The sequence below is a fragment of the Kitasatospora sp. NPDC028961 genome, assembly GCF_055564815.1.
Window position 1 is genome coordinate 40747 of sequence record NZ_JBVHVO010000028.1, and the last position, 25257, is coordinate 66003.

23 protein-coding genes are annotated in these 25257 nt (G+C 72.5%); 5 read left to right on the top strand and 18 right to left on the bottom strand.

All coding sequences use genetic code 11. The features are described from left to right. Nucleotides 1–23: 23 nt before the first annotated feature. Nucleotides 24–2294 (top strand): glycosyl hydrolase family 18 protein, encoded by a 2271-nt coding sequence (locus ACZ4UX_RS30980; protein WP_465709039.1) that lies wholly within the window; start codon nucleotides 24–26, stop codon nucleotides 2292–2294. Nucleotides 2295–2360: 66 nt separating this feature from the next. Here the strand turns inward: ACZ4UX_RS30980 and ACZ4UX_RS30985 are convergent, their stop codons facing one another. The 11 genes from ACZ4UX_RS30985 to ACZ4UX_RS31035 all read right to left on the bottom strand — a co-directional run bounded on the left by ACZ4UX_RS30985 (nucleotide 2361) and on the right by ACZ4UX_RS31035 (nucleotide 13102). Beyond that, on the bottom strand, nucleotides 2361–3071 hold the full coding sequence (locus ACZ4UX_RS30985) for a spermidine synthase family protein (RefSeq protein ID WP_465709040.1): 711 nt from the start codon (nucleotides 3069–3071) through the stop codon (nucleotides 2361–2363). A gap of 85 nt (nucleotides 3072–3156) precedes the next feature. Beyond that, entirely contained in the window at nucleotides 3157–4194 is a 1038-nt protein-coding gene (locus tag ACZ4UX_RS30990; protein WP_465709068.1) for a YeiH family protein, read from the bottom strand. 13 nt (nucleotides 4195–4207) lie between these two features. Further along, complete coding sequence (locus tag ACZ4UX_RS30995; protein ID WP_396488243.1) at nucleotides 4208–4774, bottom strand: cysteine dioxygenase family protein; 567 nt, start codon at nucleotides 4772–4774, stop codon at nucleotides 4208–4210. Between the two features lie 114 nt (nucleotides 4775–4888). Beyond that, a complete protein-coding gene (locus tag ACZ4UX_RS31000; RefSeq protein WP_329490739.1) occupies nucleotides 4889–5803 on the bottom strand; it encodes a LysR family transcriptional regulator in 915 nt (304 codons plus the stop codon). Nucleotides 5804–5914: 111 nt separating this feature from the next. Then, nucleotides 5915–6778, bottom strand: a complete 864-nt coding sequence (locus ACZ4UX_RS31005) for an amino acid ABC transporter permease (protein ID WP_465709041.1) — start codon at nucleotides 6776–6778, stop codon at nucleotides 5915–5917. Further along, nucleotides 6775–7419, bottom strand: a complete 645-nt coding sequence (locus tag ACZ4UX_RS31010; protein ID WP_465709042.1) for an amino acid ABC transporter permease — start codon at nucleotides 7417–7419, stop codon at nucleotides 6775–6777. The genes ACZ4UX_RS31005 and ACZ4UX_RS31010 overlap by 4 nt, the downstream gene beginning before the upstream one ends. A gap of 12 nt (nucleotides 7420–7431) precedes the next feature. Then, the gene (locus ACZ4UX_RS31015; RefSeq protein WP_465709069.1) at nucleotides 7432–8310 is read right to left on the bottom strand and encodes a glutamate ABC transporter substrate-binding protein; all 879 of its coding nucleotides are present in this window, start codon (nucleotides 8308–8310) and stop codon (nucleotides 7432–7434) included. A gap of 25 nt (nucleotides 8311–8335) precedes the next feature. Then, on the bottom strand, nucleotides 8336–9100 hold the full coding sequence (locus ACZ4UX_RS31020) for an amino acid ABC transporter ATP-binding protein (RefSeq protein WP_465709043.1): 765 nt from the start codon (nucleotides 9098–9100) through the stop codon (nucleotides 8336–8338). Further along, the gene (locus ACZ4UX_RS31025; RefSeq protein ID WP_465709044.1) at nucleotides 9097–9342 is read right to left on the bottom strand and encodes a LapA family protein; all 246 of its coding nucleotides are present in this window, start codon (nucleotides 9340–9342) and stop codon (nucleotides 9097–9099) included. Before ACZ4UX_RS31025 ends, ACZ4UX_RS31020 begins: the two co-directional genes overlap by 4 nt. Before the next feature lie 171 nt (nucleotides 9343–9513). Beyond that, a complete protein-coding gene (locus ACZ4UX_RS31030; protein ID WP_380384668.1) occupies nucleotides 9514–11286 on the bottom strand; it encodes an ABC transporter ATP-binding protein in 1773 nt (590 codons plus the stop codon). Between the two features lie 43 nt (nucleotides 11287–11329). Then, a complete protein-coding gene (locus tag ACZ4UX_RS31035) occupies nucleotides 11330–13102 on the bottom strand; it encodes an ABC transporter transmembrane domain-containing protein (protein ID WP_465709045.1) in 1773 nt (590 codons plus the stop codon). Between the two features lie 320 nt (nucleotides 13103–13422). On the opposite strand from ACZ4UX_RS31035, the gene ACZ4UX_RS31040 reads away from it, so the two are divergent. Then, nucleotides 13423–14289 (top strand): aldo/keto reductase, encoded by an 867-nt coding sequence (locus ACZ4UX_RS31040; protein WP_465709046.1) that lies wholly within the window; start codon nucleotides 13423–13425, stop codon nucleotides 14287–14289. A 132-nt stretch (nucleotides 14290–14421) separates the two neighbouring features. Here the strand turns inward: ACZ4UX_RS31040 and ACZ4UX_RS31045 are convergent, their stop codons facing one another. After that, nucleotides 14422–15288: a MarR family winged helix-turn-helix transcriptional regulator gene (locus ACZ4UX_RS31045; RefSeq protein WP_352292440.1), complete on the bottom strand. Its 867-nt coding sequence runs from the start codon at nucleotides 15286–15288 to the stop codon at nucleotides 14422–14424. A 423-nt stretch (nucleotides 15289–15711) separates the two neighbouring features. Here ACZ4UX_RS31045 and fabG point away from each other — a divergent pair, with 423 nt between their 5' ends. Together fabG and ACZ4UX_RS31055 are read left to right on the top strand one after the other, a co-directional pair. Then, nucleotides 15712–16479 (top strand): 3-oxoacyl-ACP reductase FabG, encoded by a 768-nt coding sequence (gene fabG / locus ACZ4UX_RS31050; RefSeq protein WP_329490731.1) that lies wholly within the window; start codon nucleotides 15712–15714, stop codon nucleotides 16477–16479. Nucleotides 16480–16711: 232 nt separating this feature from the next. Then, nucleotides 16712–17497 (top strand): phosphatase PAP2 family protein, encoded by a 786-nt coding sequence (locus ACZ4UX_RS31055; protein WP_465709047.1) that lies wholly within the window; start codon nucleotides 16712–16714, stop codon nucleotides 17495–17497. Here ACZ4UX_RS31055 and ACZ4UX_RS31060 read toward each other — a convergent pair. Further along, on the bottom strand, nucleotides 17448–17636 hold the full coding sequence (locus tag ACZ4UX_RS31060; protein ID WP_329490729.1) for an I78 family peptidase inhibitor: 189 nt from the start codon (nucleotides 17634–17636) through the stop codon (nucleotides 17448–17450). The two genes, ACZ4UX_RS31055 and ACZ4UX_RS31060, sit on opposite strands and share 50 nt — an antisense overlap. A gap of 75 nt (nucleotides 17637–17711) precedes the next feature. On the opposite strand from ACZ4UX_RS31060, the gene ACZ4UX_RS31065 reads away from it, so the two are divergent. After that, nucleotides 17712–17984, top strand: coding sequence for a DUF6343 family protein (locus ACZ4UX_RS31065; RefSeq protein WP_329490728.1), 273 nt, complete (start codon nucleotides 17712–17714; stop codon nucleotides 17982–17984). Nucleotides 17985–18051: 67 nt separating this feature from the next. Here the strand turns inward: ACZ4UX_RS31065 and ACZ4UX_RS31070 are convergent, their stop codons facing one another. The 5 genes from ACZ4UX_RS31070 to shc form a co-directional block, all read right to left on the bottom strand. Continuing rightward, nucleotides 18052–19455, bottom strand: coding sequence for an aspartate aminotransferase family protein (locus tag ACZ4UX_RS31070; protein WP_465709048.1), 1404 nt, complete (start codon nucleotides 19453–19455; stop codon nucleotides 18052–18054). Then, nucleotides 19445–21355, bottom strand: a complete 1911-nt coding sequence (gene dxs, locus ACZ4UX_RS31075; RefSeq protein ID WP_465604591.1) for a 1-deoxy-D-xylulose-5-phosphate synthase — start codon at nucleotides 21353–21355, stop codon at nucleotides 19445–19447. The genes ACZ4UX_RS31070 and dxs overlap by 11 nt, the downstream gene beginning before the upstream one ends. A gap of 92 nt (nucleotides 21356–21447) precedes the next feature. Then, nucleotides 21448–22473: an adenosyl-hopene transferase HpnH gene (gene hpnH / locus ACZ4UX_RS31080; protein WP_465709049.1), complete on the bottom strand. Its 1026-nt coding sequence runs from the start codon at nucleotides 22471–22473 to the stop codon at nucleotides 21448–21450. Nucleotides 22474–22475: 2 nt separating this feature from the next. Then, on the bottom strand, nucleotides 22476–23168 hold the full coding sequence (locus ACZ4UX_RS31085; RefSeq protein WP_465709050.1) for a 5'-methylthioadenosine/S-adenosylhomocysteine nucleosidase family protein: 693 nt from the start codon (nucleotides 23166–23168) through the stop codon (nucleotides 22476–22478). Next, nucleotides 23165–25255: a squalene--hopene cyclase gene (gene shc, locus ACZ4UX_RS31090; RefSeq protein ID WP_465709051.1), complete on the bottom strand. Its 2091-nt coding sequence runs from the start codon at nucleotides 25253–25255 to the stop codon at nucleotides 23165–23167. Before shc ends, ACZ4UX_RS31085 begins: the two co-directional genes overlap by 4 nt. Between the last annotated feature and the right edge of the window lie 2 nt (nucleotides 25256–25257).

Sequence of the window (25257 nt, forward strand, 5' to 3'; positions counted from 1 at the left end):
GCCCCAGGACAGGAGCCACAACCATGCGCCGACGTCGGATCAAGCTGCCGCTGCTGGCGGCCGGGACCCTGATCGTCCCGCTGCTCGCCGTCTCCCTGCCCAGCACCGCCGCCCACGCCGCCGGGTCCGCCACCGCGACGTTCACCAAGGGCAGCGACTGGAGCACCGGCTACGAGGGCAGCTACACCATCACCAACGGCTCCAGCGCCACCCTGCCCAGCTGGACCCTGGAGTTCGACCTGCCGGCCGCCAACACGGTCGCCTCCCTCTGGAACGCGAGCTACACCACGGCGAGTTCGCACGTCACGGTCAAGAACCCCAGCTGGGCCGGCAACCTGCCGCCGGGCGGCACGTACAACTTCGGCTTCAACATCGCCTACTCGGGAGCCTACAAGCCGCTGCTCAACTGCAAGCTGAACGGCCAGCCCTGCGACGGCGCCGGCGGGGACCAGAGCGCGCCGACCGTGCCCGGCGGCCTCCAGGCCGGCACCACCACCCAGACCACCGTCGACCTCGCCTGGACGGCGAGCACCGACAACGTCGGGGTCACCGGCTACGACGTGTTCCAGGGCGCCACCAAGGTCGCCACCACGGACGGCGCCACCACGGCGGTCACCGTCCAGGGCCTGACCGCCGGCACCGCCTACCAGTTCACCGTCCAGGCCTTCGACGCCGCGGGCAACCGCTCGGCCGCCGCCGGCCCGGTCACCGCCACCACCAAGCCGCCGACCGACCCGGACCGCCAGGCACCGACCACCCCCGGCACCCCGCTGGTCACCGGCTCGGACGCCAACAGCGTCTCGCTCACCTGGGGCGCCAGCACCGACAACATCGGGGTCACCGCCTACGACGTCTACAACGGCACCGCGCTCGCCGCCACCGTCACGGGCACCTCCGCCACCGTGGGCAACCTGGCTCCGGACACCTCGTACACCTTCACCGTGAAGGCCCGGGACGCGGCCGGCAACGTCTCCCCCGCGTCGAACGCCGTCACCGGCAAGACCCAGCCCGGCGGGAGCAACCCCGGCGCGCTGAAGATCGGCTACTTCACCCAGTGGAGCATCTACGCCCGCGGGTACAGCGTGAAGCAGCTCGACACCTCCGGCTCGGCCGGCCGGCTCACCACGCTCAACTACGCCTTCGCCAACATCCACCCGACCACCAAGCAGTGCTTCATCACCAACAAGGCCGCCGGACCGGACAACGACCCCAACGCGGGCGACGGCGCCGGTGACGCCTGGGCCGACTTCGGCAAGGGCTGGGACGCCGGCAGCTCGGTGGCCGGCACCACCGACACCTGGGACCAGAAGCTGGCGGGCAACTTCAACCAGTTGAAGCAGCTCAAGGCCAAGTACCCCAACCTCAAGATCCAGATCTCGCTGGGCGGTTGGTCGTACAGCAAGTGGTTCTCCGACGCGGCCGCCACCGACGCCTCCCGCAAGGCGCTGGTGAGCTCCTGCATCGACATGTACATCAAGGGCAACCTGCCGGTCATCGACGGCCGCGGCGGCCCGGGCAGCGCGGCCGGCATCTTCGACGGCATCGACCTCGACTGGGAGTGGCCGGCCTCCGGCGGGCACGACGGGAACATCTTCCGCCCGACCGACAAGGCCAACTACACCCTGCTGGCCCAGGAGTTCCGCCGCCAGCTGGACGCCCTCGGCGCCACCACCGCCAAGCACTACACGCTGAGCGCCTTCCTCCCGGCCGACCCGGCGAAGGTCACCGCCGGCATCGACGTCCCCGGGCTGTTCGGCGCCTTCGACTTCGCCACCATCCAGGGCTACGACTACCACGGCGGCTGGGAGATGAGCACCAACCAGCAGTCCGCGATCAAGCTCGCGGCCGGTGACCCGAGCACCCCGGACCGGCAGTTCAGCTCCGAGATCGCCATCAACGCCTACCTCAACGGCGGCGCTCCGAAGAGCAAGCTGACCCTGGGCATCCCGTTCTACGGACGCGGCTGGACGGGGGTGCCGCGCGGCACCACCAACGGCCTGTTCCAGACCGCGACGGGCCCCGGCCCGGGGACGTACGAGGCCGGCTTCGAGGACTACAAGAAGCTCAAGCAGATGGCCACCGGCGGCGGTTACACCCTCTACCGGGACCCGGTGGCCGGCCACGCGTACATCTACAACGGGACCGTCCTCTACACCTACGACGACCCGATCGAGATCGCCCGCAAGACCGCCTGGATCAAGTCCCAGGGGCTGGCCGGCGCGATGGTGTGGGCCTTCGACGGCGACACCCCGAACGGCGAGCTGATGGCCGCGGTGGACAACGGTCTGAAGTAGGCCACCGGTACAGCCCGGCCCAGTACGACCCGGTCCCGCCCAGTACGACCCGGTCCGGCGCGGCGCTCAGTCGGCGCGCCGGGCCAGGTGCACCACGTCCGGCACTCCCCGGGCGACCTCGATCTCGTGGGTGACCACGTCCGAGAAGCCCGCCGCGCGCAGCGCCTCCTCGAAGTCCGGGGAGGGCTGCGCGCTCCAGACCGCCAGCACCCCGCCCGGCCGCAGCCGGTGCCAGAGCACGGCCAGCCCGTCGGCGCCGTAGAGCCCGGCGTTGGAGTCGGTGACCGTCCAGTCCGGGCCGTTGTCGATGTCCAGGCAGAGCGCGTCGTAGCGCTCGCCGTCCGCCGCCGCCAGGTACTCCAGCAGGTCGGTGTGGAGCACCGCCACCCGCTCGTCCTCCAGCGCGCCGCCGGAGAAGGCACCCAGCGGGCCACTCCGGTGCCAGTCGATGATCGCGTTCTCGCGCTCGACGATCGCGATCCGGCCCCAGCGCGCCTCGGCCACCGCGTACGCCAGCGAGAATCCGACGCCGAGCCCGCCGATCAGGACCGAGGGGCGCTCCACCCCGGGACCGGTGCGGTCCAGCTCGTCCAGCGCCGCCTGAATCAGCAGCCGCTCGGAGCGGCCGTCGGCGGTGTCCATCAGGAAGCAGCCGTTCGCGATGATCTCGAAGTGCCGTCCGCGCCGACGCAGCACCACCTCGCCGAACGGGCCCTCCCGCCGGTCGAGGGTGACGACGGCCTCCTGGTCGTCCCGTGCGGGCAGTGCGATGGACATGCGGCGATTCCTCCCGGGCTCGGGTGCAGAACGGCTCGGCGAACGAGTACCCGCCCGACAATAGCCGAGGCCACCGCCCCGCCGGTCACGTCGTGATCAGCACCCCCGCGTAGCTGACGCCGGCGACCATCACCCAGGAGGCCAGCCCCAGCAGGGCGATCCGCCCGCCGGTGCGCAGCATGGTCGGCAGGTGCACGGCGCTGCCGAGGCCGAACAGCGCGGCCGCCAACAGCAGCTCCTGCGTGTCCCCGGCCAGCGTGAGCGCCCGGTCGGGCAGCACGCCGGTGGTCCGCAGCGCGATCATCGCGAGGAACCCGGCCACGAAGAGCGGCACGATCGGCGGCCGCTTGCCGGTGGCCCCGGGGGTGCCCCGGCGCGCCCGCCGCATCGCGACGGCGACCCCGGCGACCAGTGGCGCCAGCAGCACCACCCGCATCAGCTTGACCAGGACGGCCTCGCGCAGCGCACCCGCCCCGCCGGTCTGCGCGGTGGCGACCACCTGCCCGACGTCGTGCACGCTGGCGCCGACCCAGCGCCCGAACCCGGCGTCGTCCAGCCCGAGCGGCTGGTGGAGCAGCGGGAGGACGGCGATGGCCAGGGTGCCGCAGAGGGTGACGAGCGCGACGGAGGCGGCGACGTCCTCCTCCTCGCTGCCGGCGGCCTGGCTGACCGCGCCGATCGCCGAGGCCCCGCAGATCGAGTACCCGGTGGCGACGAGCAGCGGCTGGTCGCCCGGCAGGCCGAGCCGGCGTCCGAGCCAGACGGTCCCGGCGAAGGTGGCGGCCACCACGGCGACCACCATGGCGACGGTGGCCCAGCCGAGGCCGAGCACGTCGTCCAGGCCGAGCTTGAGGCCGAGCAGCACGATGCCGAGCCGCATCAGCCGCTTCCCGGCCGTCGAGAGGCCCGGCCGGGCCACCCCGCGGACCACCGGGCGCAGCCCGGGCAGGTGGGCGGCGGCCATGCCGAGCACCACGGCGGCGGTGAGCTTGGGAACGGCGGGCACGGCCTGGTGGATCGCGAGCGCGGCGGCCACGCCGAGGGCGGCGAGCAGCAGCCCGGGGACGTCGCCGCCGAGCGGGGGCAGTGCGCGGGTGCGGACGGGCCGGTCCCGGAGGGTCAGTGCCACGGCGGGCTCACCGCCGCCCGTCGGCGGGCAGCCGGTAGACACGCCGGATGCTGGTGCCCAGCCGGGAGACGTCGGCGCCGTAGACGTGGATCGAGATGGCCGTGGAGGAGCAGGCGTTGCGCACCAGGTGGATGTCGCCGGGCGGGGCGAAGGCGGCGACGGTGCCGGCCGGGCCGACCACGTGCTCGGTCTCCACCAGGTGGGCGGTGCGTCCGTCGGACACCAGCCGGTAGCGGGTCTCGCTCTCCTTGCCCTGGTGGACGCCGGCCACGCACCAGGAGACGTGGTCGTGGATCGGGGTCTCCTGGCCTGGCAGCCAGACCAGTGCGACGACCGAGAACCCGCCGTCGGCCTCGGCGTGCAGGACGTGCTGGCGGTAGCGGTCGGGATCCCCCTCGCACTGCGCCTCGGTGAGCAGGCCGGCGTCGCCCAGGTGCGGGGCGAGTCGCTCACCGACCAGGTAGGCGGTGAGTTCCGGCGGCAGGCCGCGGTCCACGACCGCGCGGATCTCGCCGACCAGGGCGGTCATGCGCTCGGTGAGCCGGTCGCTGCCGACCGTGGCGGAGGGTGTCATGCCAGCAGGTTGGCCCCGACCGACCCATCACGTCCAAGGAGGGTTCTTTCGCTCTTCCCCAAACCCCGCTTATGGATTGACCCCGGGCCGACGGCCGGTTTCCAACGGCGGGGATCAGCAGCCCACCCGCGAGGCCGCCGCGGACCGCAACTGGTCCAGCACCAGCGCGGTGGCCGGGATCCGGCGGTGCTCGCGGAGCACGTACGCGCTCACCTGGCGCCGCAGGTGCGGCTCGACGGCGCGCCCGGTGACCTTGCGGTGGCACATGAAGGAGAGCACCAGCGCGGGCATCAGGGCGATCCCGACCCCGGCGGCGACCAGGCTCTGCACCGCCAGGTTGTCGTCGGTGGAGAAGACGATGTCGGGTGCGAAGCCCTCCTCGGCGCAGACGTGCAGCAGGTTGGCCCGGCAGCGCGGACACCCGGCGATCCAGCGCTCGCCGTCGAGGTCGGCCAGCCGGACGGCGTGCCGGCGGCCCAGTGGGTGGCCGACCGGCAGCAGCACCGTGAGCAGGTCCTCCATCAGCGGGATCTCGTCCAGCTCGGGCGGCAGCTCGGCGGCGACGCCCGGGTAGCGGAAGGAGAGCGCGATGTCGCACTCGCCGCGCAGCAGCCGCTGCACGGAGTCGGGCGGTTCGGCCTCCAGCAGTTCGACCCGGACCCCGGGGTGCTCGGCGAGCAGCCGGGCCATCGCCTGGGGTATCAGGGTCGCGTTGGCGCTCGGGAACGCGCAGACCCGGACCCTCCCGGCGCGCAGCCGGGCGAGCGCGCCGAGTTGCTGCTGGGCCGCGGCGAGACTGCCGAGGATCAGTTCGGCGTGCCGGGCCAGTGCCTCACCGGCCTCGGTGAGGCGCAGCCCGCGCCCGGCCCGGGTGAACAGCGGCACTCCGACGGACCGCTCCAGCGCCTTCATCTGCTGGGTGATGGCGGGCTGGGTGTAGCCGAGTTCGCGGGCGGCGGCCGAGTAGGAGCCGGCCCGGACGACCTCGTGGAAGGTCCTGATGTGCCGCGAGTCGAATACCGGCTCCACTGCCCCTCCACCTGCCCGCGCCCCTGGTCCCAGGAATCATAAGCAGACTTTGGAGATGCCGGAGCTATTCCCGCCCGCACCTATGGTTTCTCCGGTGCGTTCCCGCCGCTCCTACTCCTCCGGGGGCAGCCCCAGCACCAGTCCGGCCTCGGCGACCGGTGCGCCGCCCTGGGTGCTCGGACTGCGCCGGGTACGGGCCTCGACCCACCGGGCCAGCCAGGAGAGCGCCAGGCACATCCCGATGTAGATCGGCGAGATCACCATCACCACCGGGATGAACGGCAGGTCGTAGTCGAGGTTGGTGGCGATCAGCTTGCCCGCGTGCAGGAACTCCTCGTAGGTGATCAGGAAGCCCAGCGAGGTGTCCTTGAGCGCCACCACCAGCTGGCTGATGATGGCCGGCAGCATCGCCCGGTTGGCCTGCGGCACCAGCACGTAGGACATCACCTGGGTCTTGCGCATGCCCAGCGCGTACGCCGCCTCGCGCTGCCCGGCGGGCACCGCGAGCACACCGGCCCGGAACACCTCGGCCAGCACCGACCCGTTGTACAGCACCAGACCGGCCACCAGCGCCCAGAGCGGTTCCACCTTGAGCGCGACGAAGATGAAGAAGATCATCACTAGCACCGGCATGGCCCGGAAGAACTCCACCACCAGGGTGGAGAACCAGCGCACCGCCCGGTGGTCGGAGAGCCGCCCGGCCGCGAACAGCGCGCCGAACGGCAACGCGAACAGCACCGTCCATCCGAAGGCCTTGAGCGTGTTCCCCAGCCCGCGCAGCAGCAGGTCCTGCACGCCCTGGTACTCGAAGGCCATCCACTTCTGGTACGTGAACTGCTCGGTGTGGAACAGCATGTAGACGATCCACCCGATCAGCGCGGCGATCGCGACCAGCGCGATCAGCCCGTACAGCCGGTGCCGGGCCAGCGCCTTGGGGCCGGGGATGTCGTAGAGCGCCGAGGATTCCACCGTCATCGCGACACCGCCACTCGTCGTTCCAGCACGTTGAAGAGCGCGCTGACGGCCAGAGTGATGATCAGGTAGCCGACGGCGATCCAGACGAAGGTCCAGATGATGCTGTACCCCAGCTCGTTGATGGTCCGGTAGCTGCCGAGCAGTTCGGTCACGCTGAACGAGCCGGCGATCGCGGTGTTCTTGGCCAGCGCGATCATCACACTGCCGATCGGGGCGACCACCGACCGGTACGCCTGCGGCAGCACCACCAGGCTCATCGTCTGCCCGAAGGTCATGCCCAGGCTCCGGGCCGCCTCGCCCTGGCCGCTGGAAACGGTGTTGACCCCCGCGCGCATCGCCTCGCAGACGAACGCCGAGGTGTAGCAGCCGAGCGCGAGCACCGCGAAGGTGAAGAACGGCAGCGTGATGTCGAACCGCGGCAGGCCCAGCACCACGATGAAGAAGAGCAGGGTCAGCGGGGTGTTGCGCAGCAGCGTCACCCAGACCGTCCCGAACACCCGCAGCGGCCGCACCGGCGAGACCCGGAAGCCGGCGATCAGCACGCCCAGCACCAGGGCGAGCACGGCGCTCACCACGAACAGCGAGAGGGTGCCGAGGAAGCCCTCCCAGTAGGTCGACCAGTTGTCGGTCAGCGTTTTCACGGGGCGGCCCTCTCAGTACCGGTCGATCGGCGGCGGGGTCGGCGCGGGCACCCCGGACAGGCCGAGGGTGGCGTCGTAGGCCCGCTTCCAGTCACCGTTCTCCTCGTGGTGCGCCAGGGCGTCGTCCAGCGCGTAGCGCAGCACGGTGTCGTCCTTCGGCGTCCCGATCCCGTACGGCTCCTGGGAGAACAGCGGCCCGACCACCTTGAGCTCGTCCGGCACCTTGGCCGCGTAGCCCATCAGGATCGTGTTGTCCGTGGTGACGGCGTCCACCTGGCCGGTGATCAGGTTGTCCACGCAGGCCGAATAGGTGTCGTAGCCGATCAGCTTGACGTCGGGGTACTGCTTCTGGATCCGCTGGTACGGGGTGGAGCCCGCCGCCGAGCAGACCTTCCTGCCGTTCAGGTCCTCCGGGCCGTGGATGGTGTCGTTGCTCTTGCGCACCAGCAGCGACTGGCCGGCCAGGTAGTACGGCCCCGCGAAGCCGACCAGCTTCTTGCGGTTGTCGTTGATGGTGTAGGTGCCGACGTAGTAGTCCACCTGCCCGTTCTGCAGGGCGGTCTCCCGGTTGGCGGAGGCGATCGTCCGGAACTCGATCCGGTCGGGCGCGAAGCCCAGGTCGGCGCCGACCATCTTGGCGATCTCGATGTCGAAGCCGGAGTACTCCCCGGTGGCCGGGTTCTTCTGGCCGAGGTAGGGCTGGTCCTCCTTGGCCCCCACCACAAGGTGGCCCCGGGCGCGCGCCGCGTCCAGGGTGGGCGAACCGGTGATGCCGGCGGCGTCCCGCACCTGGTAGCTGGGCAGCGCGCTGGGCTGCGGACCCTTCGGCGGCGGGGTGCCCTCCTTGCCGCAGCCGGCCAGCAGCACGATCAGGGCCGCGGCGGCGAGCATCCACTTCCTCGTCACGGCGCCCGCCTCAGTGCTTCAGGATCTTGGACAGGAAGTCCCGGGCGCGCTCGCTCTCCGGCGCGCCGAAGAAGTCCTCGGGGGCACGGTCCTCGACGATCCGCCCGTCGGCCATGAACACCACCCGGTTGGCCGACGCGCGGGCGAACCCCATCTCGTGGGTGACCACCACCATGGTCATGCCCTCGTGCGCGAGCTGGCGCATCACGTCCAGCACCTCGTTGATCATCTCGGGGTCGAGGGCGGAGGTGGGCTCGTCGAAGAGCAGTGCCTTGGGCTCCATGGCGAGCGCCCGGGCGATCGCGACGCGCTGCTGCTGGCCCCCGGAGAGCTGCGCCGGGTACTTGTCCGCCTGGGCGACCAGCCCGACCCGCTCCAGCAGGGCCCGGGACTTCGCGTCCGCCTCCGCGCGCGGCCGGCCGCGGACCCTGATCTGCGCCAGCGAGACGTTCTGCAGCACGGTCTTGTGGGAGAACAGGTTGAAGGACTGGAAGACCATCCCGACGTCCGCGCGCAGCAGGGCGAGCCCCTTGCCCTCCGCGGGCAGCGGCTTGCCGTCGATCGAGATGCTGCCCGACTCGATCGGCTCCAGGCGGTTGATCGCCCGGCAGAGCGTGGACTTGCCGGAGCCGGAGGGCCCGATCACCACCACGACCTCGCCGCGACCCACCGTCAGCTCGATGTCCTGCAGCACGTGCAGCTCGCCGAAGTGCTTGTTGACGCCCCGCAGCTCGATCAGCGGCTCGAAGGCGGACGCCCCCGGCGGTGCCGTCACTTGGTGCTCCGCCCCTTCAGCAGCCACCCCAGCGCACCACCCGCGAGCAGGGTGGCGAGCAGCGCGATCCAGAGCGGCGCGGTCACGGTGAACACCCAGAACTGGATCTTCACCTTGTCGAGGTTGGCGAACAGGAACCACACCGCGAGCACGACGATGACGCCGATCCCGATGTACCGGGTGGGGATGCCACCGATCTCGCTGCGCCGGGTGCTGGAGGATCCGTCTGAAATCTTGGTCACACGCGCAGTCTGCGGGCCGATCGACCGACTTGTCCGGTTACGCGCCCGGGAGTAACCCGCACGGGGCAACCCTGCCCCGTGCGGGTTTGCGCTGTGCCACCGGGAGCGGCCGACCACCGGTGGCGGCCGGTCGGGGGCAGCAGGGGCGCCCGGGGGCCGCTGCCCCCCCGGTTACCGCTCGTCCCGCCAGGACCGCCAGAGCGCCGCGTACGGACCGCCCGCGGCGACCAGCTCCGGGTGGCTGCCGTACTCGCTGATCCGCCCGCCCTCGACCACGGCGATCACGTCCGCGTCGTGGGCGGTGTGCAGCCGGTGCGCGATGGCGATCACCGTCCGGCCCTCCAGCACCCGCGAGAGCGAGCGCTCCAGGTGCCGGGCGGCCCTCGGGTCCAGCAGCGAGGTGGCCTCGTCCAGGACCAGGGTGTGCGGGTCGGCCAGCACCAGTCGGGCCAGCGCCAGTTGCTGCGCCTGCGGAGCGGTCAGCGCGGTGCCGCCCGAGCCGACCTCGGTGTCCAGCCCCTGCGCCAGCGCGTCCACCCACTCCCCGGCGTCCACCGCGTCCAGCGCGGCGCGCAGCTCGGTGTCGGCGGCGTCCGGCGCGGCGAGGCGCAGGTTGTCCCGCAGGGTGCCGACGAAGACGTGGTGCTCCTGGTTGACCAGGGCCACCTCCGCCCGGACCCGCTCGGCCGGCATCCGCGAGAGCGCCGCCCCGCCCAGCGTCACGCTGCCCCGGCCGGGCGCGTAGATCCCGGCCAGCAGCCGGCCCAGGGTGGACTTGCCCGCACCGGAGGGACCGACCAGGGCGACCCGGCTGCCCGGAGCGACGTCCAGGCTGATCCCGTGCAGCACGTCGGCGCCCTCGCGGTAGCCGAACCGGACCTCGTCGGCCCGCACGTGCCGGCCGTCCGGGCGGGCGGACTCGTCGCTCTCGTGCTCGGGCACCTCACGGACCCCGACCAGTCGCGCCAGCGAGGCCTGCCCGATCTGCAGCTCGTCGTACCAGCGCAGGATCAGGTCGACCGGGCCGGTGAGCGCCTGGGCGTAGAGCACCCCGGTGGTCAGCTGGCCGACGGTGATCCAGCCCTCCAGCGTGAACAGGCCGCCGAGCACCAGCGTCCCGAGCACGGCCAGGGTGTAGACCGCGTCGATGGTCGGGAACCAGACCGAGCGCAGCCAGAGGGTGTACCGCTCCCAGGCGAGCCACTCGCCGAGCTTGCGGTCGGTGAGCCGGACCCGGTCGTCGCCCAGGCGCAGCGTCTCGACCGTCCGCCCGGCGTCGACCGTCTCGGCCAGCACGGTGTTGACCGCGGCGTAGCCGGCCGACTCGTTGCGGTAGGACTGCGGGGCGCGCCGGAAGTACCAGCGCGAGCTGGCCAGCAGCAGCGGCAGGCCGATCAGCGAGGTGAGCGCGAGCAGCGGTGAGGTCACCACCAGGGCGCCGAGCACCAGCAGCAGCGAGACCACGGCGACGGCCAGCTCGGGCACCGCCTCGCGGACCGACTTGTCCAGCCGGTCGATGTCGGTGGTGCCCCGGGAGACGAGGTCCCCGGTGCCGGCCCGCTCCAGCACACCGGTCGGCAGCGTCACCGACCGGACCAGGAAGTCCTCCCGGAGGTCGGCCAGCACCCGCTCGCCGAGGACGCTGCCGCGCAGCCGGGACCACCAGGTGAAGGCGGACTGCACCACCAGGGCCAGCAGGTACCAGGCGACGGCCACCGCGATGGTGGACCCGGCGGTGCCGGTGGCCAGCGACTCGACCAGCGTGCCGAGCACCCAGGGCCCGACCAGGCCGGCCACGGTGGCCACCGAGTGCAGGCCCACCACGGCGCCGAAGCCGGCGCGGTGCCGCCGGGCGAGCAGCCGCAGGTAGGCGCGGACGGTGGCCGGCGAGCCGACCGGCAGGGTGGTGGCCGGTCCCTGCTCCTGATGGGCGGGGGGCTTCATGCGGTGCTCCTCGGCTGGGCGGGGCGGCGGACGGGTGCGGGGCTCATACGCCCTCCCCGACGGCGACCGGTTCCTCGTCGCGGGTGACCACGGCGCGGTAGGCGGGCTCGGTGCGCATCAGCTCGCGGTGGCGGCCGGCCGCGACGGCCCGGCCGCCCTGGAGCAGCACCACCCGGTCCGCCTGGTCCAGCAGCAGCGGGCTGGTGGCGAACACCACCGTGGTGCGCCCCTCCCGGCTCGCACGCAGCCCGGTGGCGATCCGGGACTCGGTGTGGGCGTCGACCGCGCTGGTGGGCTCGTCCAGGACGAGCACCGGCGGGTCGGCCAGCAGGGCGCGGGCCAGCGCCAGCCGCTGGCGCTGGCCGCCGGAGAGCGAGCGGCCGCGCTCGGTGATCCCGGCCCGCATGGCGTCCCCCGCGCACTCGGGCGAGCCGTCCACCAGCGCGTCCAGGACGTCCTCGGCGCGGGCGGCGGCCAGCGCCTCGGCGGGGGTGACCCGGCCCGAGGCGGGGACGTCGAAGAGCTCGGCCAGGGTGCCGGAGAGCAGCACCGGCTCCTTGTCGTGGACCAGCACCGCCGCCCGGGCCTCGGCCAGCGGCACGGCGTCCAGCTCGGTGCCGCCGAGCCGGACGGAGGGCTGCGCCCGCTCCCCCTCGCCCAGCGGGACGTGCCCGCCGAGCCGGCCGGCCAGCGCCCCGGCGAAGTCCGGGTCGCCGCAGACGACGGCGGTCAGCTCACCGGCCCGCAGCGTCAGCCCGGTCATCGGGTCGAACAGGTCGGCCCGGCCCGGCCCGGTGAGCACGGCCTCGGCGGTGCCGGTCGTCCGGCTGAGCGAGAGCACCCGGACGGCCCGACCCGCGGAGACCCGGGCGACGCTCCAGGCGTGCGCGGCCTCGCCGAGGATGCGCAGCGGCGCGGCCAGGTAGGCGGTGGCGCCGTACACCGCGACGAGGGTGCCGATGCCGATCTCCCCGTCCGCGGCCAGCCGGGCCCCGTACCAGGTGACGCCGACCACGAAGAGGCCCGGCAGCAGGACCTGCTGGGCCTGCATCAGCGACCAGACCCGGGCCGAGCGGACGGCGGCCGCGCGGACCTTCTGGGAGGCCGCCCGGTAGCGGTCGAGGAACAGCTCCTCGCCGCCGATGCCGCGGAGCACCCGGAGCCCGGCCACGGTGTCGGCGGCCAGCTCCGTCGCCTTGCCGCCGAGCGCGCGCTGTTCGGAGTAGCGCCGCTCGAAGGGGCCGAGCAGCGGCCAGACGGAGGCGGCCAGCACCGGGACGCCGAGCAGCACGGCGAGGCCGAGGACGGGCTCGGCGACCAGCACCGCGGCGCTGACCGCCAGCCAGACCAGCACCGCGCCGCGGAGCCGGGCGACCAGCTCGACGTACCAGCCGATCTTCTCGACGTCCCCGCTGCCGACGGCGACGATCTCACCGGTGGCGATCCGCCGGGACAGCCCGGCGCCCAGGTGGGAGGCCTGACGGGAGACCAGTTGGCGGACCTGGGTGGCGGCGTGGATCCAGTTCCACACCGCCTGGCGGTGCAGCATGACGGCGCCGAAGGCGGCGACGACGGCCAGGGCCAGCACGGCGGCACCGGCCCACCGGAGGCCGGCGGCGTCGCCGTCCACGGCGGCCTGGACGCCGAGGCCCACCGGGAGCGGCAGGGCCGCCCGGCTGCCCATCTCCAGCAGCGACCAGCAGGTGGCGAGCACCTGCCCGCGCCGCTGGCTGCGCTGCAGCCAGCGCAGGAAGGCGAGGGGGGAGGAGAGATCCGGGTCGCCGGGATCGGCCAGCGGCAGGGTCTTGAGCGGCATGACGCTCCGTTGGGGGTGGTGCGGGCGAATGGCGACGACGTGCTCGTCGCGCGGTGGCGTCGGGAGCACGTGGTGGGGGAAGGGGAGGATGGGGCCGGTGCGGTCACGGCCGGGGGGCTGCTCAGGAGGTCATGGCAGCGAGCCTGCCAAGGCGACTGTGAGCTGCGCAACAGGTTTTCCGCGTCGCGCGCCCCCTCCCGGACCTCCTGCGCACGCCGGTACAACGCGTCAGAAGATTCTTTGCCCGACCGGGAACAATCCGGACAACGGGCCGGTTGGTCCACACGAACCTATGGACAACCAGGAGGGCACCCCTTCCCGTGAGCAGCATCCCCAGCGTCACCCTCAACAACGGCTCGCAGATCCCGCAGCTGGGCTTCGGCGTGTGGCAGGTCCCGGACGCCGAGGCCACGGCCGCCGTCCGCACCGCCGTCGAGTCGGGCTACCGCTCGATCGACACCGCGGCGATCTACGAGAACGAGGCCGGCACCGGCCGGGCGATCGGCGAGGCGATCGCGGGCGGCGGCGTCGCCCGTGCGGACCTCTACGTCACCACCAAGCTCTGGAACTCGGGCACCCGTGACTGGTCCGGCCCGCAGGGCCGGGACGCGGTGCTGCGCGAGTTCGACGCCTCGCTGGCCAAGCTCGGCCTGGAGTACCTCGACCTCTACCTGATCCACTGGCCGCGCCCGATGCACGGCACCTTCCCGAACGTCTGGAAGGCCTTCGAGCAGCTCCTGGCCGACGGCCGGGTCAAGTCGATCGGCGTCTCGAACTTCGGGGCCGAGCAGCTCACCCGCCTGCTCGACGAGGCCTCGGTCGTGCCGGCGCTGAACCAGGTCGAGCTGCACCCGTACTTCCCGCAGGACGAGCTGCGCGCCTTCCACGCCCGGCACGGCATCGCCACCGAGGCCTGGAGCCCGCTGGGCCAGGGCAAGGAGCTGCTCGCCGAGCCGGTGCTGGCGCAGATCGCCGAGAAGCACGGCCGCACGGTCGCCCAGGTGGTGCTCCGCTGGCACCTGCAGAGCGGCGTCGTCGCGATCCCGAAGTCGGTCACCCCCTCCCGGATCAAGGAGAACCTGGACGTGGCCGGCTTCGAGCTGGACGCGGCCGACCTCGCCGCGATCGCCGGCCTGGCCACCGGCGTGCGGATCGGTCCGGACCCGCAGGAGTTCGACTGGAGCTGACACCCTCGGTGAGCACGGAGCCGTCGCCGTGCTCCTGAAGGGCCGTCAACACCGAAGGCCGCCTTCCCCCATTCGGGTCGGCGGCCTTCGGTACGTTGGCGAATCGTTTTGGCTGGATTTCGAAGGCGAAGGCTAGAGCCTGGCCGCCTTGGCGATCAGCGCCATCGCCGGTTCGTGCTCGTCCTCGTCCAGCGGACCGAGCAGCAGCCGCTGGACCTGGGCGACGCCCGCGGCCGAACGGTGCAGCAGGTCCTGACCCGCCGGCGAGAGCGACAGCAGGTTGCGCCGCCCGTCCGAAGGGTCGCGCCGGCGCTGCACCAGGCCGCGCCGGACGAGCCGGCTGACCATCTCGGCCATCGTGGCCTTGTCCAGCGAGGCCAGCTCTCCGACCGTGCGCTGGTCCGCGCCCGGTTCCAGTTCGAGGGCGTCGAGCACCGCGTACTGCGGCGCCGTCAGCTCCGAACCGACGTGCTCCGACCAGAGCTTGGTGTGCACCTGCTGGCTCACCCTGATCAGATAGCCGATCGCCCGCTGGGCGTCCAGCATCGGCCGCGCGTCGGTGAGGACGGCGACCGCGGCGGGTTCAAGCCTGGCTATCTTGGCCATCACCCGGACAATCTCCAGCTGCTCCTCGGCCGCGAGCGGCTCGAAGAGCGTGCGCTGCACACGGACCACTCCGCCGGTGGCCTCGCGCACCGCCTGTGCGCCGCTCTGCGAGAGAGCGAGCAGTTTGCGCCGGCCGTCGGCCGGATCGCGGCGTCGCAACACCAGGCCGCGCCGGACGAGCCGGGCGACCATCTCGGCCATCGTGGCCTTGTCCAGCGAGGCGCGCTCGCCGACCGTCCGCTGGTCAGCACCCGGTTCGAGGGCGAGGACCAGCAGAACGGCGAACTGCGGAGCCGTGAGATCGGCTCCGACGTGTTCGGACCACAGACGGGTGTGTACCTGCTGTGCAACGCGGATCAGGTGCCCGGGCGACTGCTGCAGTCGCGCGGACACGCGGGTCGTCGGGATCTCCCCCAGCACCATGTATCCGTCCCGATGTCACACCCGGTGTGTGTGGGACACCCGGGTGGGGCAGTAACGGCGAGTGGGCGTCCCGCTGTGAGGGAGGGCGCTCCAGCCGTGCAGCCGGTGGCTGCTGGCGGACACTATACAAACGGCTGGCCCTTGCTGGCAGGCGGGGGCGGATAGTAGACGCAGGTTCGGCAACATTGGCATATTTACGCGCCGTGCCGACCCGTGGGTAACCCGTTCGCAGGAGAAAGCCGACCGGCCGGTCCTTACCCTCGGTCACCTGCGCCTTCCACCCTGGCCGCGCACCTTACTCGCCGGTAGGGTGTGGCCCACTCAGCGGTCCACCCCCCGCCGGGCGACTCCGCGGGAGCCTCCCGGCGAGATCCGAGAGAGACGAGAGCGAGCATGACCGAGCAGAGCACCGCCCCCAGGGTCGCCGTCGTCACCGGCGCCGCACGCGGCCTGGGCGCCGCCACCGCCGAGCGGCTGGCGGCCGACGGCTACGCCGTCGCCGTGCTGGACCTGGAGGAGGCGGCCGGCCAGGACGCCGTCGACCGGATCACCGCCGCCGGCGGCCGGGCGATCGCCGTCGGAGCGGACGTCTCGGACGCCGGACAGGTGCAGGCCGCCGTGGACCGGATCGCCGCCGAACTCGGCCCGCCGGTCGTCCTCGTGAACAACGCGGGCGTGCTGCGCGACAACCTGATCTTCAAGATGTCCGAGTCCGACTGGGACACGGTCATGAACGTTCACCTCCGCGGCGCCTTCCTGATGACCCGCGCGGTGCAGAAGCACATGGTGGACGCCGGCTTCGGCCGCGTGATCAACCTGTCCTCCTCCTCGGCCCAGGGCAACCGCGGCCAGGCCAACTACTCCGCCGCCAAGGCCGGTCTGCAGGGCTTCACCAAGACCCTCGCCATCGAACTCGGCCGCTTCGGCGTCACCGCCAACGCGGTCGCCCCCGGATTCATCGCCACGGACATGACGGCGGCCACCGCCGCCCGGGTCGGGATGGAGTTCGAGGAGTTCAAGAAGGCAGCCGCTTCGCAGATCCCGGTCCAGCGGGTCGGTGTGCCCGAGGACGTCGCGCACACCATCTCGTTCCTGGCGAGCGAGGGCGCCGGATTCGTCTCCGGCCAGGTCATCTACGTGGCCGGCGGTCCCCTCGACTGAGCCATCGAACCTACACAGGGTTACCACGGAGTGGGAACCGGCGTGGCCGGTCTCCCACTCCGTGTGTTTTGCCCGCCCTTGGGAATGGGCGATCGGTGTTCGCTCGCACATTCGACAGGGGAATATCGGGAAATCGGACCGGAGCGATGGCGATCCGGTCATTCAAACGCCGCTCCGAAGAATTCCGAATTCCACCGGGAGTCACGCCGGTCCACTGGGTAGGGTCACCGGCGTGCGAGCGCCGAGTGAATTGCAGGAGAACCCGACCACCCGCCGCAAGCGCTCCCGCCGCACCTCCGGAGAACCCGGCTGGCCCCCGCTCGGCCGACGGCGCGCGGGGCTGCTGGCCCTCACCGCGCTCGGCTACCTGATGGTGGTGGCGGGCGTCCTCCTCGACACCCCGCTGGTCGACCTCGACTGGGCGGTGCGCCTCGCCCGCCCCTACGAGCGGTGGCCCGGGCCGCAGCCGCTGCTCGACAACTGGGTGGTGGCCGGGCAGCGCGGCCCGTCCGCCGTCGCGGCCTTCGCCTGGCTCGGCTGGCGCGCCCTCCGGCTGCGGCGCCTGCGCCCGCTGCTGGTGATGGGGGCGGCCCTGCTGCTGCTCAACGTCACGGTGGGCGCGGTGAAGATCGTCACCGGCCGGCTGGGCCCCCACTACGCGCACTACGTCGGCTCGCCCGAACTCTTCTCCGGCGGCACCATATTCCCCTCCGGGCACACCGCCAACGCGGTGGTCACCTGGGGCGTCCTGGCCTACCTGGCGGTCCGGTGGCGGCGCGGCGGCGCGGTGCTCGCCGGCGCCACCGCCACCTCGGTCGGGCTCACCACGATCTACCTGGGCACCCACTGGGTCACCGACGTCCTGGCCGGCTGGGCCGCGGGCCTGCTGGTGCTGCTCTCGCTGCCCCTGCTGGAGCCCCTGGTGACCGCCCTCGAACAGCGGACCGCCCGGCGCCGGGGGCCGGCGCTCACCCCTCCCAGCTGCGTTCCACGACCCCGTCGCGCACCGCGAGGTTGAGCCGCCCCTCGCGGTGGTCCATGGTCATCATCGCCCCCGGCTGGAGGACCCGCACCGAGGTCCAGCCGTCCCGGTGGGCCAGCTCCCGCGCCCGCTCGACCCGCAGGCCCGCGTAGCCCTCCGCGTCCGCTTCCGGCATCGCCCCTCCCCCACTCGTACCCGGACGTACGCTGGAATCGTAGACCGGATCCCGTCCGACGGGAGGTGCGCGGGTATGCGAGCCACGACGCCGCGGCGCTGGCGCAGCGGCACCGAACCCAGTACCGCCCGGAGCGACCTCAAACTGCGCTATCTGCTCTCCCTGACCTTCACCCCGCTGTTCGCCGTCGCGACGGTGGCTTTCGCGATATGGGCCGCCAACGCCCCGGCGTACGGCGCGCCCGGCCGGGGCACGCTCACCGGATTCGCGGTGGCCTGCGGGCTCCTCACCCTGTTCGCCGTGGTCGATCTCGTCATCGTCATCCGGCGCCGCCGGACCGAGCTCTGACGCGGTGTCTCCCACGGAGTGGGAAGTCGGACCGGCCGACTTCCCACTCCGCCGCGGCCCGGCCCGCTCAGCGGTTGCCGACCGCCTGCTTCACCAGCGTCCGCCCGAAGTCCCACATCAGGCCGCTGCCGCGGTGCGCGTCGTCCATCACGTCGGTGAAGGCGTCGATGAACCGGTCCACGTCCCGGTCGGTGATGATCAGCGGCGGGATCAGCTTGATCACCTCCAGGTGGTCGCCGGAGACCTGGGTGAGGATCCGGTGCCGCTGCAGCAGCGGGACGACCACCATCTGGGCGAACAGGCCCTTGCGGGCCGCCTGCAGCGCCGTCCACCCGGTCCGCAGCTTCAGCGACTTCGGCCGGCCGAACTCGATGCCGATCATCAGGCCCCGGCCGCGGACCTCGGCCAGCAGCTCGTACCGCTCGACCAGCGCCGCCAGCCGCTCCCGGAACCGGTCCCCGACGGCGCGGGCGTTCTCCACCACCTTCTCGTCCCGCATCACCTCCAGGGTCGCCAGGCCCGCCGCCATCGCCTGCGCGTTGGAGCCGAAGCTGGCCGAGTGCACCAGCACCCGGTCCATCGAGGAGTAGACCTTCTCGAAGATCCAGCCCTTGCCGAGCGTCGCCCCGACCGGGACGTAGCCGCCGGAGAGCGCCTTGGCCGCGCAGACCAGGTCGGGCAGCACGCCCTCCTCGTGCTGGTAGGCGAAGAACTCCCCGGTCCGGCCGATGCCGGTCTGCACCTCGTCGCAGATCAGCAGCGCCTTGTGCTCGTGCAGCAGTTCCTGCGCCGCCCGCAGCCAGCCGGGCGGCGGGGCCAGCACGCCCTTGCCCTGGATCGGCTCCACGATCAGGGCCGCGACGTCGCCCTTCTTCAGCTCCTTGGCCAGTGCCCCGAGGTCGCCGAGCGGGATCGCGGTGTCCGGCAGCAGCGGATCGAAGCCCTTGCGGAACCCGCTCTCGCCGTTGACCGAGAGCGAACCGGTGGTCAGCCCGTGGAAGGCGTGGTCGGCGTAGAGCACGCGCCGGCGCCTGGTGGCATAGCGGGCGAACTTCAGCGCCGTCTCGACCGCCTCGGTGCCGCTGTTGCCGAAGAAGACCCGGTCCAGCCCCGGCGCGTACGAGAGCAGCCGCTCCGCGAGCAGGCCGGGCAGCGGCGAACAGTCGAACCGGACCAGGTCCGGCAGGTCGAGGTCCATCACCTGCTGGACGGCCCCGCGCACCACCGGGTGGTGCCGGCCGAGCGCGAAGATGCCGAACCCGGCGAGCATGTCGAGGTACTCGTTGCCCTCGGCGTCGTAGAAGTACGGGCCCTCGGCGCGCTCGTAGTACTTGTCGAAGCCGATGGTGTGCAGCATCCGCGGCAGCTGCGGATTCAGGTGGCGGCTGTGCAGCTCGTACCGTTCGCCCCCGCGCTCGGCGAGCAGGGCGGCGAGGTCGAAGCGGGGTTCGTTGCCGGGGTCAGCCTGCATGGCGCTGGTTCGCTCCTCGGGTCGGTAGCAGGTTCTTGGCGAAAGCCGCGGTCTGCGCGGCGACCCCGGTGCCGGTCAGCCCGGTCTCCTCCAGGATCTCGCCCCGGGCGGCGTGGCCGAGGAACTCCTGCGGCAGGCCGAGCACCCGCACCGGGACGTCCACGTCGGCGTCCCGCAGCGCCTGGGCGACCGCCGCGCCGACGCCGCCGGTCCGGCCGTTGTCCTCGACCGTGACGACCAGCCGGTGCGCGGCGGCCAGCGCGGGCAGGGCCGGGTCGACCGGCTTGACCCAGCGCGGGTCGACGACCGTCGCGGTGAACCCCTCGGCCAGCAGCAGACGCGCCGCGTCCAGCCCGGCGCCCGCCATGGTGCCCACCGCGACCAGCAGGATCTCCGGCAGCTCGCCGGTCCGCAGCAGCACGTCGACGCCGCCGATCCGCTCCACGGCCGGGACGGCCGGCCCGATGTTCCCCTTGGGGAACCGGACCACCGTCGGCGCGTCCGTCACCTCCACCGCCTCGCGCAGCTGGGCCCGCAGCTGGTCGGCGTCGCGCGGGGCCGCCAGCCGCAGGCCGGGGACGACCTGGAGGATCGACATGTCCCACATGCCGTTGTGCGAGGCGCCGTCCGGCCCGGTCACCCCGGAGCGGTCGAGGACGAAGGTCACGCCCAGCCGGTGCAGGGCGACGTCCATCAGGACCTGGTCGAAGGCCCGGTTGAGGAAGGTCGCGTAGACCGCGACCACCGGGTGCAGCCCGCCGGTGGCCAGCCCCGCCGCACTGGTCACGGCGTGCTGCTCGGCGATCCCCACGTCGAAGGTCCGCTCCGGGTGGGCCTTGGCGAACTTCGCCAGCCCGACCGGCTGGAGCATCGCGGCGGTGATCGCGACCACGTCCGGCCGCTCGGCGCCGAGCGCGAGCATCTCCTCGCCGAACACCGACGTCCAGGAGACCCCGGCACTGGGCGCGATGGGCAGGCAGGTGTACGGGTCGATCGGGTTGACGGCGTGGAAGCGGTCCGCCTCGTCCTGCTCGGCCGGACCGTAGCCGCGGCCCTTCACGGTCAGGCAGTGGACGATGACCGGGCCGCCGAAGCCGCGAGCCTGCCGCAGCGCCTGCTCGACGGCGCCCAGGTCGTGGCCGTCGATCGGGCCGAGGTACTTGAGCCCGAGGTCCTCGAACATGCCCTGCGGGGCGAAGGCGTCCTTGAACCCCTTCTTGGCGCCGTGCAGCGCGTCGAAGATCGGCTGCCCGACCAGCGGGGTGCGCTGCAGCGCCTCCTTGCCGAGGGCGAGGAAGCGCTCGTACCCCTGCGTGGTGCGCAGCGTGGCGAGGTGGTGGGCGAGGCCGCCGATGGTCCTGGCGTAGGAGCGCTCGTTGTCGTTGACGACGATCACCAGCGGGCGGTCCCGCGCCTCGGCGATGTTGTTGAGCGCCTCCCAGGCGAGCCCGCCGGTGAGCGCGCCGTCACCGATCACCGCGACGGTCTGCCGGTCGTGCTGGCCGAGCAGCTGGGCGGCCTTGGCGAGGCCGTCGGCGTAGGAGAGGGCGGTGGAGGCGTGCGAGTTCTCGACCAGGTCGTGCTCGGACTCCGCGCGCGAGGGATAGCCGGACAGGCCGCCCCTGGAACGCAGTTTCGAGAAGTCCTGCCGCCCGGTGAGCAGTTTGTGGACATAGCTCTGATGGCCGGTGTCCCAGACGATCCGGTCGTAGGGCGAGTCGAACACCCGGTGCAGCGCGATGGTCAGCTCCACGACCCCGAGGTTCGGGCCGAGGTGGCCTCCGGTCCGGGTGACGGCATCGATCAGGAAGGCGCGGATCTCGTCGGCGAGGAGTGGGAGGTCGGCGGCCGGGATCTTTCTGAGGTCGGCCGGGGACGTGACGCCGGAGAGCAGTGGCATGTGTTCACCTCACGACTCGGAGCAGTGCTGTGGTGCCCCCCTGTGGCAGGACCGCCCGGCACGGGGGCGACCCCGTGCCGGGCGGGGCGCGGTCAGCGACCGCGGTTGGCGCCGACGGTCTCCGTGAGCGCGCGCAGCGACTCCTTGAGCGAGCCCATGGTGGCGAGGACGGCGGTCGGCTCGTAGCCGCAGTGCGCCATGCAGTTGGCGCAGCGCGCGTCCTTGCCGCGGCCGTACTTCGACCAGTCGGTCTTCTCGATCAGTTCGCGGTAGGTGGGCACGTACCCGTCGGCCATCAGGTAGCAGGGGCGTTGCCAGCCGAAGAGCGAGTAGTTGGGGATGCCCCAGGCGGTGCACTCGAAGTCGACCTTGCCCTCCAGGAAGTCCAGGAAGAGCGGGCTGTGGTTGAGCCGCCAGCGGCGCCGGTTGCCGCCGGAGAAGGTCTTGCGGAAGAGCTCCCTGGTCTGCTCCACGCCGAGGAAGTGCTCCTGGTCGGGCGCCTTCTCGTAGGCGAACGCCGGGGAGATCATCATCTCGTCGACCTTGAGGTCGTCGTTGAGGTAGTCCAGCACGTCGATGATGGTCTGCGGGGTGTCGGTGTTGAAGAAGGTGCTGTTGGTGGTGACCCGGAAGCCGCGCCGCTTGGCCTCCTTGATCGCCTCCACCGCCTCGTCGAAGGTCCCCTCCTTGGCCACCGAGGCGTCGTGCCGCTCGCGCAGCCCGTCGATGTGCACGGTGAAGGTGAAGTACGGCGAGGGGGTGAACTTGTCCAGCTTCTTGCGCAGCAGCAGCGCGTTGGTGCAGAGGAAGACGTACTTGCGGCGCGCCACCAGCTGGCGGACGATCTCGTCGATCTGCGGGTGCATCAGCGGCTCGCCGCCGGCGATCGAGACCATCGGGGCGCCCGACTCCAGCACCGCGCCGACCGCCTGGGCGACCGGCATCCGCTGCTTCAGCACACCCGCCGGGTGCTGGATCTTGCCGCACCCCTCACAGGCGAGGTTGCAGGCGAAGAGCGGCTCCAGCTCGACGATCAGTGGGAACTTGTCCCGCCGCTTGAGCTTCTGCTGCATGAGGTAGGTGCCGACCCGCACGGTTTGGCGCAACGGCATGGCCATGGCTAGCTCGCCTCCTGAGGGAGCGTCGAGGGTGTGGGGTGGTTGAGGCTTGCGGACCGCGGGCCTGCCTGCCGCGGCCGGTTCTGCTCGTGCCAGTCGACCAGCGCGGGCACGGTGGCCCGCAGCGTCCGCCAGGCGCGGACGCCGGCCGGCAGGGTGCCCGGGCGCAGCAGCTCGCGCTCGGGGGTGTCGACCACCACCCGCAGGACGGCGGCGGGCAGGGCCGGGCGGATCTCCTGGAGGGCGGCGAGGACCGCCGCGGCCTCCATGTCGACGGCGAGTGCGCCCTGCAGGTGCAGGGCGCGCCGCTCCAGACCGCGCACCACGTGGTCGGCGGTGTGGTGCACGCCGGTGTGGGCCGTCAGCCCACGCGTCTTCAGCGCCCGGCTGAGCTCGGGCCCGGAGTCGACCGCGAAGAGGTTCCCCTCGGCATCGCGCACGCCGTCCGCAACGATCACGTCACCGGGTGTTATTCCCGGCGCGACGGCCGCGCCGAATCCGGCCACCACGACGGCGCCGTAGCCGCCGGGGGCCGAGGTGAGCAGCCGTCTGACCGTGTGGGCGGCCCGGCGGCGACCGACACCGGTGCGGACCAGTACCGGCGGCCCGCCGGCGGCGCCGCGCCAGTCCCCTCCGCGCAGGGCCCAGACCTCGGGGCCGAGTGCGCAGAGCACCAGCAGCGGAGCGGGCTTCACCGGGCCGCCCCGATCACCGGGCTGCCGCCGGCCGGGGCGCCCTTGGCACCGGGGACGCTGTCCCGGCCGGTGGCGGGAGTGCCGTGCAGGTACCGGCCGAGCGCGGTGACCGGGAAGACCAGCCGGTAGAGGTGGTAGTTGATGGAGAAGTCCCACGGGAAGCCCGTCCCGGTGAACTGCGGCTCGTCCCAGGTGCCCTCGGGCAGCTGGGTGCGGGCCAGCCAGTCGACCCCGCGCACGACCGCCGGGTTGGCCCGGCCGTCCGGGCCCTCGCCGGCCGCGAGCAGCGCCATCAGCGCCCACGCGGTCTGCGAGGCGGTGGAGTCGCCGCGCCCGGCCCAGCGGGCCGGGTCCTCGTAGGAGCGCATGTCCTCGCCCCAGCCGCCGTCGGTGTTCTGCCGGTCCTCCAGCCAGCGGACGGCGCGGCGGATCGCCGGGTGCTCGTCCGGGACGCCGGCCGCGACCAGGGCGGGCAGCACCGAGCCGGTGCCGTAGATGTAGTTGGTGCCCCAGCGGCCGAACCAGGAGCCGTCGGCCTCCTGGTTGCGCAGCAGCCACTCCACGCCCCGGCGGGTGCGGGGGTCCTTGCCCTTGCCGACCTCGGCGAGCATCTCCACCACGTGGGCGGTGACGTCGGCGGACGGCGGGTCGACCACCTCGCCGAAGTCGCAGAACGGCAGCTTGTTGGGCAGGGTGCTGGTGTTGTCGACGTCGAAGGCGCCCCAGGCGCCGTTCTTGGACTGCATGCCGAGGTTCCAGCCGACCCCGCGGTCGACCGCGCCGGTCACCTTGGCGGGATCGGGGTGGGCCACCCGGCGCAGGGCGAGCACCACCTCGGCGGTGTCGTCGATGTCGGGGTAGGTGTCGTTCTCGAATTCGAACGCCCAGCCGCCGGGGGCGAGCGAGGGCCGCTGGACGGACCAGTCGCCGCGCCGGGTGATCTCCTCGGCGAGCATCCAGTCGACGGCCGAGACCAGCGCGGGGTGATCGGCCGGCAGCCCGGCGTCGGCCAGCGCGATGGTGGCCAGGCAGGTGTCCCAGACCGGGGACTGGCAGGCCTCCAGCCAGCGCCGGCCGTCCTCGGTGTGCACGGTGAAGCGGTCGAAGGAGGAGAGCCCGGCCTGCATCACCGGATGGTCGAGTTCGTAGCCCTCCAGGTGCAGGGCGATCAGCGAGTAGACGGCGGGCGGCTGGATGCCGCCCCAGCAGCCGTCCGCCTCCTGCCGCTCGACGATCCAGCGGCAGGCCTGCGAGAGGGCGAGCCGGCGCAGGGGGCGCAGCGCCCGGCGGTGGTAGGCGTGCAGCACCTTGTCCAGGCGTTCGAAGACGCCGTCCCAGGTGGTGGCGGGGGCGAGCGGGCGCTCGGGGAAGGGGTGCTCCGGGTCGGTGTGCAACTCGGTCAGCGGGAACGGCGCGGGGCGCACCGGGCGGTGCGCCGAGACGATGGTGAGCGGCACGATGGTCTGCCGGGCCCAGCATCCGAAGGCGTAGATGTTCAGCGGGAGCCACTTGGGCAGGAAGATGATCTCCGGTGGCATCTCGGGCAGCCGCGCCCAGGGCCACCAGCCGAAGAGGGCCAGCCAGATCCGGGTGAAGACCCGGGCGGCCGCGATGCCGCCGGCGGACCGGACGTAGCGGGCGGCGGCGAGCATGTGCGGGGCGTCGGGATCGTCACCGGCGAGCTTGAGGGCGACGTAGGCCTCGACCGTGGTGGAGAGCTCCGCCGGTCCCCCGTGGAAGGTGGACCAGGTGCCGTCCTCCCGTTGCTGGGAGCGGATCCACTCGGCGGTGGCCTTGGTCTGCTCCTCCGTCCGGATCCCGAGGAACTGCCGGAGCAGTAAGTCCTCGGCGTCCATGGTGACGTTGGTCTCCAGGTCGCCCTTCCACCAGCCCTCGGAGCTCTGCAGCGAGAGCAGGTGGGTGGTGGCGCGCGCCAGTGCCTCCTCGGCCGAGAGCGGACCGTCCTGCTCCTGGTCGGGCCGGTCGACCGACCGCCCGGCGCTCAGCAGCGCCGGGGGGCGGTCGCCCACCGCGACCGGCTCGGAATCGTACTCAGGGTCGAGCCGGCCGTCCGCGGTTGCTGTCAACG

Coding starts and splice junctions, on each gene's coding strand:
- ACZ4UX_RS30980 (WP_465709039.1), top strand. CDS start 24: ATGCGCCGACGTCGGATCAAGCTGCCGCTGCTGGCGGCCGGGACCCTG.
- ACZ4UX_RS30985 (WP_465709040.1), bottom strand. CDS start 3,071: ATGTCCATCGCACTGCCCGCACGGGACGACCAGGAGGCCGTCGTCACC.
- ACZ4UX_RS30995 (WP_396488243.1), bottom strand. CDS start 4,774: ATGACACCCTCCGCCACGGTCGGCAGCGACCGGCTCACCGAGCGCATG.
- ACZ4UX_RS31005 (WP_465709041.1), bottom strand. CDS start 6,778: ATGACGGTGGAATCCTCGGCGCTCTACGACATCCCCGGCCCCAAGGCG.
- ACZ4UX_RS31015 (WP_465709069.1), bottom strand. CDS start 8,310: ATGCTCGCCGCCGCGGCCCTGATCGTGCTGCTGGCCGGCTGCGGCAAG.
- ACZ4UX_RS31030 (WP_380384668.1), bottom strand. CDS start 11,286: ATGAAGCCCCCCGCCCATCAGGAGCAGGGACCGGCCACCACCCTGCCG.
- ACZ4UX_RS31035 (WP_465709045.1), bottom strand. CDS start 13,102: ATGCCGCTCAAGACCCTGCCGCTGGCCGATCCCGGCGACCCGGATCTC.
- fabG (WP_329490731.1), top strand. CDS start 15,712: ATGACCGAGCAGAGCACCGCCCCCAGGGTCGCCGTCGTCACCGGCGCC.
- ACZ4UX_RS31060 (WP_329490729.1), bottom strand. CDS start 17,636: ATGCCGGAAGCGGACGCGGAGGGCTACGCGGGCCTGCGGGTCGAGCGG.
- ACZ4UX_RS31065 (WP_329490728.1), top strand. CDS start 17,712: ATGCGAGCCACGACGCCGCGGCGCTGGCGCAGCGGCACCGAACCCAGT.
- ACZ4UX_RS31070 (WP_465709048.1), bottom strand. CDS start 19,455: ATGCAGGCTGACCCCGGCAACGAACCCCGCTTCGACCTCGCCGCCCTG.
- dxs (WP_465604591.1), bottom strand. CDS start 21,355: ATGCCACTGCTCTCCGGCGTCACGTCCCCGGCCGACCTCAGAAAGATC.
- hpnH (WP_465709049.1), bottom strand. CDS start 22,473: ATGGCCATGCCGTTGCGCCAAACCGTGCGGGTCGGCACCTACCTCATG.